The organism is Aeromicrobium marinum DSM 15272, from assembly GCF_000160775.2.
Classification (GTDB): domain Bacteria; phylum Actinomycetota; class Actinomycetes; order Propionibacteriales; family Nocardioidaceae; genus Aeromicrobium; species Aeromicrobium marinum.
Genome location: NZ_CM001024.1, coordinates 937,708 through 953,209 on the forward strand (window position 1 = coordinate 937,708; position 15,502 = coordinate 953,209).

Sequence of the window (15,502 nt, forward strand, 5' to 3'; positions counted from 1 at the left end):
TGACTCGCGGGTAGGGTCCGCCGGTCGTTAGGGTGGGGGAGTGCGGAGAGCCAAGATCGTGTGCACCCTGGGACCAGCCGTCGCGTCGGCCGAACGCATCCTCCAGCTCGCCGAGGCGGGGATGGACGTCGCCCGGCTCAACATGAGCCACGGCGACCAGTCCGACCACCGCCAGAGCCTCGCCCACGTGCGGGCGGCGGCGGAGAGGACCGGCAAGGCGATCGCGGTCCTGGCGGACCTGCAGGGTCCCAAGATCCGGCTCGGCCGGTTCGCCGACGGGCCCGTGCAGCTCGGGGTCGGCGACCGGTTCACCATCACCGTCGACGACGTCGCCGGTGACGCCACCCGGTGCTCCACCACCTACAAGGGGCTGCCGGGTGACGTGTCCCCGGGTGACGAGATCCTCATCGACGACGGGCGCGTGAGGCTGCGGGCGCTCGAGGTCACCTCCACGGACGTGCTCACCATGTGCGAGACGGCCGGCCTGCTCAGCAACAACAAGGGCGTCAACCTTCCCGGTGTGGCCGTCAGCGTGCCGGCGATGAGCGAGAAGGACATCGACGACCTGCGGTTCGCGCTGCGTGAAGGGGTCGACCTGGTGGCGCTGTCGTTCGTGCGCAGCGCCCGTGATGCCGAGGACGTCCGTCGCATCATGCGCGAGGAGGGCATCCACCGGCCGATCATCGCCAAGATCGAGAAGCCGCAGGCGATCGACAACCTCGACGACATCGTCGACGCGTTCGACGGCTTCATGGTCGCCCGCGGCGACCTGGGCGTCGAGCTGCCGCTCGAGGACGTCCCCATCGTGCAGAAGCTGATCGTCGAGAAGGCCCGGCGCAACGCCAAGCCGGTCATCGTGGCCACCCAGATGCTGGAGTCGATGATCACGGCACCGCGCCCGACCCGCGCGGAGGCCTCCGACGTCGCGAACGCCGTGCTCGACGGCGCCGACGCGGTGATGCTGTCGGGCGAGACCAGCGTCGGTGAGTACCCCTTGCAGACGGTGCGGACGATGGCGCGCATCGTGGAGTCCACCGAGGACCACGGGCTCCCGCGCATGGCGGCCTACACGTGGGTGGCCAAGACCCGCACCGGCATCGTCTGCAAGGCCGCCTCCCAGGTCGCGGAGGCGATCGACGCGCAGTACGTCGTCGCCTTCACCACCACGGGCGGCTCGGCCCGGCGCATGGCGCGGTACCGCTCGCCCATCCCCGTGCTGGCCTTCACGCCCCACGAGGAGGTCCGGCGGCAGCTGGCCCTGACCTGGGGTGTCGAGACGTTCCTCGTGCCGGAGGTCCGGCACACCGACGAGATGGTCATGCAGGTCGACCGGGCCCTGCTCGAGGCCGCACGGTGCGGTGAGGGCGAGGAGGTCGTCATCGTGGCCGGGGCACCCCCCGGCATCCCGGGTTCGACCAACGCGCTGCGGATCCACCGGATGGGCGATGCGATCAACCTGGTGGTCCCTGCCTACGGGGACCTGCAGCCCGAGTAGGACCACCGGGTGCCGAGAGCGGGACTCGAACCCGCACGCCCTTTCGGACAATGGTTTTTGAGACCATCGCGTCTACCATTCCGCCATCTCGGCCCGCCCCCGGCGAAGCCGTATAACCTTCTCACGTGCCTTCCGACGAGCAGACGATGACCCCGCCCGGCGCACCGCGGGTCGTGGTGGCCGAGGACGAGGCCCTGATCCGTCTCGACCTGGTCGAGATGCTGCGCGACGAGGGGTACGACGTCGTCGGCGAGGCCGGCGACGGGGAGCGGGCCGTCGCGCTCACCGCGGAGCTGCTGCCCGACGTCGTGCTGATGGACATCACGATGCCGCGCCTGGACGGTATCGAGGCAGCGGCACAGATCGCCGGTCGCCGGCTCGCCCCGGTCGTGCTGCTGACCGCCTTCAGCCAGCGCGAGCTCGTCGACCGGGCGCGTGAGGCCGGGGCGATGGCCTACCTGGTGAAGCCGTTCCAGCAGTCCGACCTCCCGCCGGCGATCGAGATGGCCAGGAGCCGGTTCGCCGAGATCACGGCGCTGGCTGGCGAGGTCGACGACCTCACCGAGCAGCTCGCCGCCCGCAAGGCGGTGGAGCGGGCCAAGTCGCTGCTGCAGGAGTCGTTCGGCATCTCCGAGGCGGAGTCGTTCCGGTGGATCCAGAAGGCGGCCATGGACCTGCGACTGTCGATGCGCGAGGTCGCCGAGCAGGTCATCGACAAGGGCACCGACATCGCCCGTGGCTGACCCCGAGGGGGATTGGTTACAAATCGGCTACAACTGCGACCTGCGTGTCGGGGGACACACAACTGACACGTATTCGGGCTAGGTTTCCACCTAACGATGGCGGGACTCGTCATCTGTTGTTCGCCCAGAAACCCCCCGGAGGATTGATGAAGCGCAGCACCACGACGATGCGTCTGGCCGCTGTCGCCGCCGCGAGTGCCCTGGTACTCGCCGCGTGCGGCAGTGACTCCGACGACGACGCCGGCAGCGACGACAGCTCGGCCGCGTCGACGGCCGACGGCGTCCTGACCGTCGGAACCCTCCTGCCGCAGACCGGCAGCCTGTCGTTCCTCGGCCCGCCGGAGTTCGCGGGTGTCGACCTCGCGGTCGAGGAGATCAACGCCGCCGGCGGCGTGCTCGGTGAGGACGTCGTGCACGTGCGCGGCGACTCCGGCGACGCCGACTCCGGCATCGCCCCGGCCGAGACCGACCAGCTCCTCGACGCCGGATCCGACGTCATCGTCGGTGCCGCGTCCTCGGGCGTCTCGCTGACGGTCATCGACAAGATCATGTCGGCCGGAGCCATCATGTTCAGCCCGGCCAACACGTCGACGGCGTTCGACGAGGGCGACTTCGCCGAGCCGGACCTGTACTTCCGCACGGCTCCGTCGGACATCCTGCAGGGTGCCGTGCTGTCGAACCTGCTGATCCAGGACGGCCGTCAGAACATCGCCATCCTGGCCCGCCAGGACGCCTACGGCGAGACGCTCGCCGAGGAGATCGGCAAGGGCGTCGAGGCGGCCGGCAGCACCGTGGCCACCACGACGTTCTACGGCGAGACGGCGCAGTCGTTCGACTCGCAGGTCGCCGAGATCGCGAACTCCTCGCCCGACGCGGTCGTGCTGGTCGCCTTCGAGGAGACCACCACGATCGTCCCGCAGCTGATCCAGGCCGGCGTCGGCCCGCAGGACGTGCCCACCTACTTCGTGGACGGCAACACCGCCGGCTACGGAGCCGGTGACTCCGCGACCCTGCCCGACGGCACGCTCGAGGGCACCAAGGGCACCATCCCCGGTGCCGAGGCGGCCGGTGACTTCCAGGACCGTCTGCTCGGGGTCGATCCGTCGCTGACGAACTTCTCGTACGCCGGTGAGTCCTACGACGCGGTCATCGTGACGGCCCTCGCGGCCATCGCGGCCGACAGCGACGCGGGTCGCGACGTCGCCGAGGAGATCGTCGAGGTCACGACCGGTGGCGAGAAGTGCACCACGTTCGCCGACTGCGTCGAGCTGCTCGAGGCCGGTGAGGACATCGACTACGACGGTGTCTCCGGTCCGATCGAGCTCGGTGACACCGGTAGCCCGACCGCTGCGTCGATCGGCATCTACCAGTACGACGCGCTGAACAAGATCTCCGCGATCGACTACATCGCGGGCAACATCTGATCTGTTCCTGCTGATCGTCAGCGGCCCCGGACTCACCCGAGTCCGGGGCCGTTGACGTGTGCGCCGGACCGGACGAGCCGACGAACGACGACGAAGGGCCCCACCGGTGCGGTGGGGCCCTTCGTCGTGCGGGGGTTCAGTCCTCCGCGGCCTTCTGGCCGAGGGTGCCGAGGTAGAGGGCGATGACCTTCGGGTCGTTCGCCAGCGACCGGCCGGTGCCGGAGTAGGCGTTGCGACCCTGGTCGAGCACGTAGCCGCGGTCGCAGATCTGCAGGCAGCGGCGGGCGTTCTGCTCGACCATGACCACCGAGACGCCGGCCTTGTTGATGTTGCGGGTCTGCACGAACACCTCGTCCTGCAGGACGGGGGAGAGGCCGGCCGACGGCTCGTCGAGCAGCAGCACGGACGGATCCATCATGAGGGCCCGGCCCATCGCCACCATCTGACGTTCGCCGCCCGACAGCGAGCCGGCTCGCTGCTTGCGGCGCTCGCCGAGCCGGGGGAAGATGTCGGTCACGAAGGCGAACCGCTCGGTGTACTTCTTGGGCTCCTGGTAGCAGCCCATCTCGAGGTTCTCCTCGATGGTCAGGCTCGGGAACACGTTGTTGGTCTGCGGCACGAAGCCGATCCCGGCCGACACGAGCTGGTCGGCCCGCAGGTTGGTGATGTCGCGGCCCTTGAGCGTGACGGTGCCGCTGTGCACCGTCACGAGACCGAACAGGGCCTTCAGCAGCGTCGACTTGCCCGCGCCGTTGGGGCCGATGATGCCGACCAGCTCTCCGGGCTGGCAGTACAGGTCGGCGCCGTTGAGGATGTTCACCCCCGGCAGGTACCCGGCGATCAGGTTGTCGGCCCGCAGGACCGCGCCGTCGGCGCCGGCGGCGTGCTTGTCACGCTCGCCCTGCAGCTCGGCGGACTGGGTGCTGGTGTCGTCAGCCACGGTCGGCCTCCTGGTCGAGCTCGGCGTCGGCGGCGGCCTCGACCTCGGTCTCGTCCGCCTCGCTGATGTCGGTGTCGTGGTGCGTGCCGAGGTACGCGTCGATGACGGCCTGGTCGGCCATCACCTGTTGCGGGGTGCCCTCGGCGACGATCGTGCCCTGGGCCATGACGACGACCCAGTCGGAGATGTCGCGGACCATGTCCATGTCGTGCTCGACGAACAGCACCGTGCGCCCCTCGTCCCGCAGGGACTTGACGTGCCCGAGCAGCGACTGCTTGAGCGCCGGGTTCACCCCGGCCATCGGCTCGTCGAGCATGATGAGCTCAGGATCGACCATCAGCGCGCGCGCCATCTCCAGCAGCTTGCGCTGGCCGCCGGACAACGACCCGGCGAAGTCCTCGCTCTTGGCGTCGAGCTTGAACCGGGTCAGGAGGTCCTCGGCCCGGGTCGTGATCTCGTCCTCCTGGGTCTTCCAGAGACTGCGGAAGGGGGCGGACCAGAACTTCTCGCCCCGCTGCCCGGTGGCGCCGAGGCGCATGTTCTCCATGACGGTCAGCTTGGAGAGCACCTTGGTGAGCTGGAAGGTGCGCACCATGCCGCGGCGGGCCACCTTGTACGCCGGCACCTTGTGCAACGGCTTGCCGTTGAGCTGCCACTGCCCGGAGTCGGGGACGTCGAAGCCCGTCAGCAGGTTGAACAGCGTGGTCTTGCCGGCGCCGTTGGGTCCGATGAGAGCGGTGATGACGCCTCGTTGCACCTCGAGGTGCTCGACGTCGACGGCCTTCAGGCCACCGAACGAGCGCGAGATCGAGGACCCGACGAGGATCGGGTCGGGCTTCGGGACACCGGGGACGTTCTGGATCCCCGCGAGCGAGGCGGTGGCGGCAGCGGCCCCGGGTGTGGTGTCAGCGGGCATCGATGGCCAACTCCTTGCGGTCGCCGAAGATTCCTTGTGGTCGATAGATCATCAGCAGCATCAGACCCAGCCCGACGAGCACGAGCCGGACCAGGCTGGCCTGGGTGTTGGTCATCAGGAAGTCGGGGATGAGGGGATCCAGGCCTGACGTGGCCTGGCTGAAGAAGGCGCCGATGCCGGCCATGAGGAACCAGAAGATGATCGATCCGATGACCGGACCCAGCACCCGGGCGGCGCCGCCGATGAGCAGTGCCGTGTAGGCGAAGAACGTCACGTTGGTCGAGAACCCGGTGGGGATCACCGACGCCTGCTTGAGGGCCAGGAAGATGCCGGCCATGCCGCCGAAGACGCCGCCGAGCACGAGCGCCTGCATCTTGTACGCGAAGACGTTCTTGCCCAGCGAGCGGACGGCGTCCTCGTCCTCACGGATCGACCGCAGCAGCCGGCCCCACGGGCTGCGCATCAGCAACCAGACCAGCAGGCACGACAGGGCGACCAGGATCCACCCGACGGTGAGGGACCACAGGTCACCACGCCGGAACGACACGATGCCGAGGTCCAGCCCCGTCGTGTACGGATTGAGGTCCTGGAAGGTGCTGGCGTACCCCGTGAGGCCGTTCGAGCCGCCGAGGGTGTCGCTCATCTCGACCGACCCGAAGACCAGCCGGAGGATCTCGGCGGTGGCGATCGTCGCGATGGCGAGGTAGTCGGCCCGCAGGCGCAGGGTCGGCACGCCGAGCACGAGGGCCAGCAGCACCGGGGCGAGCATCGCGATGCACATCGCCCACCAGAACGGGATGTCGAAGGTGACGACGCTGACGGCCAGACCGTAGGCGCCGACCGCCATGAACCCGGCTTGGCCGAAGTTCAGCAGTCCGGTGTAGCCGAAGTGGATGTTGAGGCCGATCGCGGCGAGGGCGAACACGATCGCGTCCGGCCCGAGGGCCGACGAGAGGGCGGCGTTGAGAATCGATCCGAAGTCCATGGTGGCCCCTTACCCGATCCGCTCGCGGCGGCCGAGGATTCCTTGTGGTCTGACCAGCAGGATGAGGATGAGCACCACGAGGGCGCCCACCTCCTTGATCGAGGTGGGCACACCGAACAGCGGACCGACCTCGACCATGATGCCGATGATCATCGATCCGACCAGTGCGCCCCAGATGGTGCCGAGCCCGCCGAGGGTGACGGCCGCGAAGACCAGCAGCAGCAGGCGGAACCCCATGAGGAAGTTGACCTGGCTGTTGACGGCCAGCAGGACGCCGGAGAGCCCCGTGAGGGCGGTGCCGAGCACCCAGACCGACGAGATCACGCCGTCGACGCGCATGCCCGACGACGCCGACAGGGCCGGGTTGTCCGACACCGCCCGCATGGCCTTGCCCAGCCGGGTGGTCATCAGTGCGGTGACCACGACCACCAGGGTCACGAGCGCGATGCCCATGATCGCGATCTCCTTGGGCGCCAGGGAGACGAAACCGTAGTCGTCCCGACCCTGGCTGACGTACTCCGACAGCGAGCGGCGCGATCCACCGAAGGTGTACTGGTAGACGTTGCGCAGGAACAGCCCGAAACCGATCGACACGATCATCATGGCGATGATGCCGACGCCCTTGTTGCGCAGCGGCTTCCACAGCATCTTGTCCTGCAGGTACCCGAAGAGCGCGGAGGCCGCGACGGCGGCGATGCCGGCGAAGACGACCGGCAGGCCGAGGCCGCGGTTGGCCACGTAGGTGGCGATCGCACCGAAGGTGATCAGCTCGCCGTGCGAGAAGTTGGTGAGCTTGGTGGTGCCGAAGATCAACGAGAGCCCGAGGGCGGCCAGCGCCACGATCAGGCCGAACTTGATGCCCGAGACCATGGCCTCGATGAACCGGTCCGAGAACGGCACGGCCTCGATCGCGTCGACGCCGATCTGGAACTGCGCGAACGTCGGGCCGTCGAGCACGACCTGGACGGTGCGGCTCTCCTCCTCGCCGCTGAGCTCCACGCCGTCCGGCAGGGTGTCGGTGTCGATGGTCACGGTGTAGGTGCCCCGCTCGGGCACCGCGATGAACACGCGACCTTCGGGTCCGGTCTCACCCTCGCCCACCTCGTCGCCGTCCTCGTCGGTCACCACGAGGGTGGCGTCGGGGACGGGCTTGCTGTCGCCGTCGCCGGTGCTGTCGAGCAGCAGGACACCGATGGAGGGCCCGTCGGGCGGGGTGGCGGGCGCTGCCGGCGCGGAGGCCGTGGGCGACGGGGTCGGGTCCGGGCTCTCCTCGGCGAACGCGGCGGTCGGAGCCACCAGCATGAGGATCGCCACAGCAGCGAAGAGGGCCGTCAGTCGGCGTTGCACACGTGACTCCTGGGGTGGGGCGGACCAGTCACTTCCGGGCGTGGGGGTCACCACGTCTGGCGTGAGCATAGTTCGGGAGCGGGGTCGTGCGCAGGCTGTGGGCGAACCCCACAGGTAACAAATCGGTGTCGGACCGTTCGCCCCGGCGTCGTCCGACGTTCTCCCGAGGGGTAGCGCGCCGTCAGAACGACAGGACGACGGCGGTCAGGAGTGGAGCCACCAGCAGGGCGGGGAGCAGGTCGGCGACCGGGAAGGACTTGAGGTCCAGCAGCCGCAGCGCGACGCCGATGAGGATGAGTCCGCCGGTCGCCGTGATGGCGGCGAGGTGAGCCTCCGGCAGCACCGAGCCGGCCGCGACCCCCACGAGGGTCAGGCCGCCCTGGACGACGGCCACCGCCAGCGCGGATGCGAGCACCCCGACCCCGAGGGACGCGGCGAACGCCAGAGCGGCGAACCCGTCGAGCAGGGACTTCAGCCACAACTGGTCGGGCCCGTTGCCGATGCCCTCCTGGAAGGAGCCGAGGATGGTGAGCGGGCCGACGCAGAACACGAGGGAGCTGATCACGAATCCCTCGACGAACCGCGCCCGCCGGTCGACGCCGTCGGTGTCGGGGGATTCGCCGGCGTCCCGCCGGACGAGGCGCCGCTGCAACCAGCCGCCCACGGCCGTCAGGCGGTCCTCGAGTCGCCACCAGGACCCCACGATGCCGCCGATCAGCAGCGATCCCAGGACGATCAGCATCGGCGCGCTGGTGCCGACCGCATCGGTGAGGGCCGGGTCGCCGACGGCGACGGCGGCGTCGGCAGCGATCAGCAGCGTCACCAGCCCGAGCGCCGTGGTGACGGTCGAGCGGATCCTCTCGTCGAGGCGACCACCGATCAGCAGGCCGAGCCCGCCGCCCACGAGCACGGTCACCACGTTGGTGAGCGTGCCGATGCCGATGAACATGGTGGTCCTTCCCGGCTTCCCCTCCTGGGGCCGCCACCAGCGCGTAGTCTGTCACTGCGTCGCGGCCACGGGCCGTGCCGCGGGTCCTTCCCCACCCGCCCACCGTCGAGGAGCGTCATGGCCGCCAGGTCACCGGTCGTGCTGCGGGACGCCGGTCTCGCCGATGCGGCCGCCCTGATCGAGCTCTGGGAGGACGGGGTGGCGGCCGGTCTGGACGCCGACGCCGGCCAGCAGCAGTCCCTGTGGCGGCGTCCGACGGTCGACGAGGCGTCGCTCACCCTGACCGAGCACCAGTCCCGCTCGGGCAGTCGGGTGATCGTGGCGCTGGTCGACGACGAGATCGTGGGTGCGACGGTCTGCCAGATCACGACCCTCACCCCGATCACGCCGACCCGGGTCCTGGTGGTCACCGACCTGCAGGTCTCGACCCGTCACCGACGCCGCGGCGTGGCCTGGGCCCTGCTGTCCGCCGTCGCCGACCACGGTGACGACCACGACTGCGAGGTCGTGCTGGCGTGCATCCCCGCGCAGGCGCGGGAGCCGCACCGCTACCTCACCAAGGTCGGGTTCAGCCAGGTGGCGGTGCTGCGGGCGATCCAGGCCAGCAAGCTGCGGTCACGACTGACCGCCCGGTCGACCCACTCCCGCGAGACGGGTCGGATGATCGCGGTGCGGCGCACCCTGCGCCGGCGCCAGGGCGCACGGCCGACCGCCTGAGCCGTTCGCGTCAGCGTAGCGAGGCAAACACCTCGGGCTTCGTGTTCGCCAGCCCGAGGAACGAGGGCGTGAGCGCAGCGAGGCGAACCCCACGTGAGTGTCGCCTCGGGCTCCGCCCTCACGGTCGCGACCATGCGTTCGCCGGCCCGAGGAACGAGGGCGTGAGCGCAGCGAGGCGAACCCTGGGTGAGTGTCGCCTCGGGCTTCGCCCTCACGGTCGCTGCGCTCCCTGGCGACCGCAGGCACCGTTCGCCAGCCCGAGGAACGAGGGCGTGAGCGCAGCGAGGCGAACCCCACGCGAGGGTCGCCTCGGGCTCCGCCCTCACGGTCGCTGCGCTCCCTGGCGGCCGCCTGGCCGCGTCGCACACCCGTCGGGGCGTCAGCGTCGGCGGCTAGGGTGATCGACGTGGACCGACTCCTGCTGATCGACGGCCATTCGGTCGCCTACCGAGCCTTCTTCGCCCTGCCCGTCGAGAACTTCGCGACGACCACCGGCCAGCACACCAACGCGGTGTTCGGCTTCACCTCGATGCTCATCAACGTGCTGCGGGACGAGACGCCGACCCACGTCGCGGTCGCCTTCGACGTCTCCCGGCGCACGTTCCGCACCGAGGAGTACGCGGAGTACAAGGGCAACCGCAGCAAGAGCCCTGACGAGTTCAAGAGTCAGATCCCGCTCATCAAGGAGGTCCTCGACGCCCTCGGCATCCGGACCTTCGAGAAGGACGGTTTCGAGGCCGACGACATCATCGGCACCCTGACCCGGGAGGCCCAGGAGGCCGGGATGGAGGTGCTGATCTGCACCGGCGACCGTGACGCCCTCCAGCTGGTCACCGACACCACGACCGTCCTGTACCCGCGCAAGGGGGTGTCCGACCTGGCCCGGATGACGCCGGAGGTCGTGCGCGAGAAGTACGGCGTCGACCCGGCTCAGTACCCCGAGCTCGCGGCGCTGGTCGGCGAGACCAGCGACAACCTGCCGGGAGTGCCCGGCGTGGGACCCAAGACGGCCGCCAAGTGGATCGCCACCTACGGCTCCCTGGAGTCACTGGTCGCCGAGGTCGACCAGGTGCCGGGCAAGGCGGGGGCGTCCCTGCGGGAGCACCTGGACTCGGTGCTGCGCAACCGGCGCATCAATGCGCTCGTCCGTGACCTCTCGCTCGACGCGGTACCGGCCGATCTGGCGTTCAGCACCAAGTGGAACCGCGAGGCGATCCACACGGTGTTCGACTCCCTGGAGTTCGCCGCCCTGCGCGAACGACTCTTCAGCTACCTCGGAGGTGGCGACGAGTCGGTCGCCGCAGACGCTGCCGTCGACGTCGAGCTCACCGTGGTGCCGGCCGGCGGCGTCGCAGCGTGGCTGTCCGAGCACGTCGGGGCAGACCCGGTGGGGCTGGAGGTCGACGGTGACACCACCCCCACCGACGCCCGCGCCCGTGCCCTCGCGATCGCCACCGCCGACGGTCACGCCGCTTGGGTGGGGGTCGACACGCTCGACGCGGACGACGAGGCAGCGATCGCCGGCTGGCTCGCCGACGCCGAGCGACCGGTCGTCCTGCACGACGCCAAGGGCCAGCTGCACGCGCTCGCCGCGCAGGGATGGACGGTGCGGGGCCTGGTCGCCGACACGGCCATCGCCACCTACCTGGTGCGTCCTGACCAGCGGGCGTACGACCTCGCGGACCTCTCGGTGCGCTACCTGCACCGTGAGCTCGTGACCACCGGCGCCGACACCGGCCAGCTCGCGTTCGAGGAGGTCGACACGGGCGCCGACGTGGCCGTCCAGCGCGCCCGCGCCGCGCTGGACCTCTGGGCCGTCATCGGCGCCGAGCTCGAGGCCAGCGACTCGATGAGCCTGCTGGCCGACCTCGAGCTGCCGCTCGTCGACGTGCTGATGACGATGGAGTCCACCGGCATCGCGGTCGACACCGACCACCTCGACACTCTGCACGCGGAGTTCACCGAGCGGATGCTCGGCGCCGCGCAGGAGGCGTACGCCGTCATCGGCCGGGAGGTGAACCTCGGATCGCCCAAGCAGCTGCAAGTCGTCCTGTTCGACGAGCTGGGCATGCCGCGCACCAAGCGCACCAAGACCGGCTACACGACCGACGCCGATGCCCTCCAGGGGTTGTTCGCCAAGACCCAGCACCCGTTCCTGGAGCACCTGCTCGCCCACCGCGACGTGACCCGGCTGCGGCAGACCGTCGAGGGACTGCAGAAGACCGTGGCACCCGACGGTCGCATCCACACCACCTACGCGCAGACCATCGCCGCCACGGGCCGGCTCAGCTCGGCCGACCCGAACCTGCAGAACATCCCGATCCGCACGGAGTCCGGGCGGCGTATCCGTGAGGCCTTCTGCGTCGGGCCGGGGTTCGAGACGTTGCTCACCGCCGACTACAGCCAGATCGAGATGCGCATCATGGCGCACCTGTCCGAGGACGCCGGGTTGATCGAGGCGTTCCGCACGGGCGAGGACTTCCACACCGTCATGGCGGCCAAGGTCTTCGACCGCGATCCCGGCGACATCGACGGTGGGCTGCGGGCCCGCATCAAGGCCATGAACTACGGGCTGGCGTACGGGCTCTCCTCGTACGGGCTCGGTCAGCAGCTCGGCATCAGTCCCGGCGACGCCCAGGTGCTGATGGACGACTACTTCCAGACCTTCGGCGGTGTCCGCGACTACCTGCACGGAGTCGTCGACGAGGCGCGCCAGACGGGGTTCACCGCCACCATCCTGGGCCGCCGCCGGTACCTGCCGGACCTGCAGAGCGACAACCGCCAGCGGCGGGAGATGGCCGAGCGGATGGCCCTCAACGCCCCCATCCAGGGTTCGGCGGCCGACCTGATCAAGGTGGCGATGCTCGGGGTCGACCGCGCGTTGGCCGACGCGGGCCTCGGCTCGCGCATGCTGCTGCAGGTGCACGACGAGCTCGTCCTGGAGGTGGCTCCGGGGGAGCGGGACGCTCTCGAGGCGCTCGTCCGCGAGCAGATGGCGGCCGCCGCCGACCTGTCCGTGCCGCTGGACGTCTCGGTCGGGGTGGGCCGCACGTGGCACGAGGCGGGTCACTGAACCTCGCGTGAGGGGCGCCTCGGGCTCCGCCCTCACGGTCGCTGCGCTCCCTGGCGACCGCGAGGGTTGCGTTCGCCAGCCCGAGGAACGAGGGCGTGAGCGCAGCGAGGCGAACCTCGCGTGAGGTCGCCTCGGGCTTCGCCCTCACGGTCGCTGCGCTCCTCGGCGACCACAGGGGTGTGTGGTTTCGAGGCTGCTCGTTCCTCGCAGCACCTCAACCACCGGGCAGTCGCGGCCAGGTGTTCGCCAGCCCGAGCTTGCGAGGGCGTGAGCGCAGCGAGGCGAACCTTGCGCGAGTGTCGCCTCGGGCTCGTTCCTCGCCCTCACGGTCGCTCCGCTACCTGGCGACCGCAGGGTTGCGTTGGCCAGCCCGAGCTTGCGAGGGCGTGAGCGCAGCGAGGCGAACCTCGCGTGAGGGTCGCCTCGGGCTCCGCCCTCACGGTCGCTGCGCTCCCTGGCGACCACCGGGGTGCGTCCGCCAGCCCGAGGAACGAGGGCGTGAGCGGAGCGAGGCGAACCTCGCGTGAGAGTCCGGCCTAGATCACGGCCCCGTCGCTGCGCCCGTCATCGATGTGGGCGTAGGGATCGGCAGCCTTCTCGGGCTGTGCCTCGGGATCGTAAGGCCACCGTTCCTCCAGCACGATGGCCAACGCCGAGGCGGTGAAGATCGTCGAGAGGATGCCGATCGACAGCCCGAGGATCAGGGCGATGGCGAAGTCCTTCAGGGAGTCGCCACCCAGCACGGCCAGGGCCGCGAGGATGAAGATCGCGCCGAGACCGGTGTTGATGGTCCGCGGGATCGTCTGCAGGATGGCGGAGTTCACCACCTCACGCAGGGGCCGGGTCACGTTCTCGGCGGTGCGTTCTCGGATCCGGTCGAAGATCACGATCGTGTCGTTGACCGCCAGACCGATGATCGACAGCACGGCCGCGAGGAAGACACCGTCGATCGGCTTGCCCCACCAGGCGAAGATGCCGACGACCGTCAGCACCACCGACACCATCGACACCTGGGCGGCGACGGCATAGGTCCAGCGGAACCGGAACGACAGGTACAACATCTGCGCCGAGATCGCGATCGCGAAGGCGATCAGCGCCTTGTTGCGCAGCTCCTGGCCCAGGCTCGCAGTCAGCAGCTCGTCACGGATCTTCGTGGACCCGTCACCGACCTCGCCGACGGCCTCCTCGATCGCGACCGCCTCGTCGTCGGAGATCTCCTCCACCCGGACGGTGATGTTCTCGGTGACGCCGTCGCTGGAGGACTCCTGCACGATGGCCCGGGGGAACCCGGCGTCGCTCACGGCCTCGCGGGCGACCTCGACGTCGACCGGCGACCCGGTCGAGTACTCCAGCAACCGGCCGCCGGTGAACTCCACACCGAGGTCGAGGCCACGGACGACGATGCCGCCGATCGACACGACTGCCACGGCTGCGGTGATCGCGAGCCACGTGCCGCTGCGCCTCATCAGGTCCGGGCCGCTCTCGGTCAGCCACTGCCGGATCCGTCCGGTGCGGGAGATGCCGCTGACGCCGGGGTTGGATCGCAGGACCGACCGCTTGACGGCGAACTCGGTCAGGACCCGGGCGATCACGAGCGCCGAGACCATGGACGCGATGACACCGATCGAGAGGGTCACGCCGAAGCCCTTCACGGGTCCGGAGGCGAGGAAGAACAGCAGCGCTGCTGCGATCAGGGTGGTCACGTTGGAGTCGAGGATCGCTGACCAGGCCTTGGAGAACCCGGTCTTCAACGCAGGAGCCAGGCCGTGGTCGGGGTGCTCGGTGTACTCCTCGCGGGCCCGCTCGAACACCAGCACGTTGGCGTCGATCGCCAGGCCGATCGCCAGCACGAAACCGGCCAGGCCCGGCAGGGTCAGGGTGGCCCCGATGCCGACGAGGAGGCCGAACGCGATGAGGGCGTACGAGGCGAGCGCGAGCGTGGCGAGGAACCCGATGACGCGGTAGACGAGCACGATGAACAGACCCGTCAGGATGATGCCGATGATCGCGGCCTCGATCGAGGCGTCGATCGCGGCCTCGCCGAGGGTCGCTCCGACCGTGCGCTGCTCGATGAGCTCCAGGGGGACCGGCAGCGCTCCACCCTTGATGAGCACGGACAGGTCCTCGGCAGTCTCCTGCGTGAAGTTGCCCGTGATCTGGGTGCTGTTGCCGCCGCCGGAGGCGCACAGGCTGGGCTGCACGGCTGGTGACGAGATGATCTGGTCGTCCAGGACGATTGCGACGCGCTGTCCGCCGGCGGTGTTGGCGCAGGCGGCGGCGACGAGCTGGTTCCAGCCGTCACGACCCGGGCCGGCGAAGTCGACGTTCACGACCCACTCGCCGAGACCCTGCTGCACGGTCGTGGCGGCCGCATCGGACACCCCTTCGCCGTCGACCGCCACTGGGCCGAGCAGCAGACGGGTTCCCTGCTCGTCGGGTACGACGAGCTGGCCCTCGGGGGCGCCCTGTCCCGGTGCCACGGGCTGGATGACCTCGTGGAAGCTCAGCTGGGCGGTCTGGCCGATCGTCTCGGCCGCCTCACGCGGGTCCTGCAGACCGGGCAGCTCGACGATGATCCGGCGTTCGCCCGACCGCGCGATGCTCGGCTCGGCGACGCCGAGCGCGTCGACACGACCACGGATGACCTCCAGGGCCCGGTCGGTCGACTCCGCGTCGGCCTCGACCCGGTCGGTGCTCTGGGTCTCGAAGACGATCTGGGTGCCGCCGCGCAGGTCGAGCCCGAGCTGGGCCGGCTGGGTGAACGCCAGGGCGAGCACACCGGCGATCACGGCGAGCGCGGCCAGGGCGCGCCAGGTGGTGGACGTGAATCTCATCGAGCAGCTTTCCTCGGCGGGTGGATGCGGGCGCCCCGGTCGACCGGGAGATGCGCCTCACGCAGCATACGGTGCAGTC

Annotated in this window: 11 protein-coding genes and 1 tRNA gene; 5 read left to right on the top strand and 7 right to left on the bottom strand. The window is 69.9% G+C overall.

The window, feature by feature from the left end; translation table 11 throughout:
* Nucleotides 1–40: 40 nt before the first annotated feature.
* Nucleotides 41–1,495 carry a pyruvate kinase gene (pyk, locus tag HMPREF0063_RS04905; protein ID WP_007077547.1) on the top strand — a complete coding sequence of 485 codons (1,455 nt, stop codon included), beginning with the start codon at nucleotides 41–43 and terminating at the stop codon, nucleotides 1,493–1,495.
* Between the two features lie 10 nt (nucleotides 1,496–1,505).
* Here the strand turns inward: pyk and HMPREF0063_RS04910 are convergent.
* A tRNA-Leu gene (locus HMPREF0063_RS04910) sits at nucleotides 1,506–1,588 on the bottom strand.
* A gap of 32 nt (nucleotides 1,589–1,620) precedes the next feature.
* Between HMPREF0063_RS04910 and HMPREF0063_RS04915 the strand changes: the two genes are divergently transcribed.
* Both HMPREF0063_RS04915 and HMPREF0063_RS04920 read left to right on the top strand, forming a co-directional pair.
* Nucleotides 1,621–2,238: an ANTAR domain-containing response regulator gene (locus tag HMPREF0063_RS04915; RefSeq protein WP_007077548.1), complete on the top strand. Its 618-nt coding sequence runs from the start codon at nucleotides 1,621–1,623 to the stop codon at nucleotides 2,236–2,238.
* Between the two features lie 146 nt (nucleotides 2,239–2,384).
* The gene (locus HMPREF0063_RS04920; protein ID WP_007077549.1) at nucleotides 2,385–3,662 is read left to right on the top strand and encodes an ABC transporter substrate-binding protein; all 1,278 of its coding nucleotides are present in this window, start codon (nucleotides 2,385–2,387) and stop codon (nucleotides 3,660–3,662) included.
* Between the two features lie 136 nt (nucleotides 3,663–3,798).
* Here HMPREF0063_RS04920 and HMPREF0063_RS04925 read toward each other — a convergent pair whose 3' ends face one another.
* The 5 genes from HMPREF0063_RS04925 to HMPREF0063_RS04945 all read right to left on the bottom strand — a co-directional run bounded on the left by HMPREF0063_RS04925 (nucleotide 3,799) and on the right by HMPREF0063_RS04945 (nucleotide 8,799).
* Nucleotides 3,799–4,602, bottom strand: a complete 804-nt coding sequence (locus HMPREF0063_RS04925) for an ABC transporter ATP-binding protein (RefSeq protein WP_007077550.1) — start codon at nucleotides 4,600–4,602, stop codon at nucleotides 3,799–3,801.
* A complete protein-coding gene (locus tag HMPREF0063_RS04930) occupies nucleotides 4,595–5,518 on the bottom strand; it encodes an ABC transporter ATP-binding protein (RefSeq protein WP_007077551.1) in 924 nt (307 codons plus the stop codon). The genes HMPREF0063_RS04925 and HMPREF0063_RS04930 overlap by 8 nt, the downstream gene beginning before the upstream one ends.
* Entirely contained in the window at nucleotides 5,508–6,503 is a 996-nt protein-coding gene (locus HMPREF0063_RS04935) for a branched-chain amino acid ABC transporter permease (RefSeq protein ID WP_007077552.1), read from the bottom strand. Before HMPREF0063_RS04935 ends, HMPREF0063_RS04930 begins: the two co-directional genes overlap by 11 nt.
* A 9-nt stretch (nucleotides 6,504–6,512) precedes the next feature.
* Nucleotides 6,513–7,850 (bottom strand): branched-chain amino acid ABC transporter permease, encoded by a 1,338-nt coding sequence (locus tag HMPREF0063_RS04940; RefSeq protein WP_007077553.1) that lies wholly within the window; start codon nucleotides 7,848–7,850, stop codon nucleotides 6,513–6,515.
* Between the two features lie 181 nt (nucleotides 7,851–8,031).
* Nucleotides 8,032–8,799, bottom strand: a complete 768-nt coding sequence (locus tag HMPREF0063_RS04945; RefSeq protein ID WP_007077554.1) for a DUF554 domain-containing protein — start codon at nucleotides 8,797–8,799, stop codon at nucleotides 8,032–8,034.
* A 117-nt stretch (nucleotides 8,800–8,916) separates the two neighbouring features.
* On the opposite strand from HMPREF0063_RS04945, the gene HMPREF0063_RS04950 reads away from it, so the two are divergent.
* Complete coding sequence (locus HMPREF0063_RS04950; RefSeq protein ID WP_007077555.1) at nucleotides 8,917–9,516, top strand: GNAT family N-acetyltransferase; 600 nt, start codon at nucleotides 8,917–8,919, stop codon at nucleotides 9,514–9,516.
* Nucleotides 9,517–9,913: 397 nt separating this feature from the next.
* Nucleotides 9,914–12,589: a DNA polymerase I gene (gene polA, locus HMPREF0063_RS04955; RefSeq protein ID WP_007077556.1), complete on the top strand. Its 2,676-nt coding sequence runs from the start codon at nucleotides 9,914–9,916 to the stop codon at nucleotides 12,587–12,589.
* A gap of 536 nt (nucleotides 12,590–13,125) precedes the next feature.
* Here polA and secD read toward each other — a convergent pair.
* Nucleotides 13,126–15,423, bottom strand: a complete 2,298-nt coding sequence (gene secD / locus HMPREF0063_RS04960) for a protein translocase subunit SecD (protein WP_007077558.1) — start codon at nucleotides 15,421–15,423, stop codon at nucleotides 13,126–13,128.
* Between the last annotated feature and the right edge of the window lie 79 nt (nucleotides 15,424–15,502).

Bases quoted from the DNA above. Each gene is read 5' to 3' on its own strand.
- HMPREF0063_RS04920 (WP_007077549.1), top strand. From the start codon at position 2,385: ATGAAGCGCAGCACCACGACGATGCGTCTGGCCGCTGTCGCCGCCGCG.
- HMPREF0063_RS04930 (WP_007077551.1), bottom strand. From the start codon at position 5,518: ATGCCCGCTGACACCACACCCGGGGCCGCTGCCGCCACCGCCTCGCTC.
- HMPREF0063_RS04935 (WP_007077552.1), bottom strand. From the start codon at position 6,503: ATGGACTTCGGATCGATTCTCAACGCCGCCCTCTCGTCGGCCCTCGGG.
- HMPREF0063_RS04945 (WP_007077554.1), bottom strand. From the start codon at position 8,799: ATGTTCATCGGCATCGGCACGCTCACCAACGTGGTGACCGTGCTCGTG.
- HMPREF0063_RS04950 (WP_007077555.1), top strand. From the start codon at position 8,917: ATGGCCGCCAGGTCACCGGTCGTGCTGCGGGACGCCGGTCTCGCCGAT.
- secD (WP_007077558.1), bottom strand. From the start codon at position 15,423: ATGAGATTCACGTCCACCACCTGGCGCGCCCTGGCCGCGCTCGCCGTG.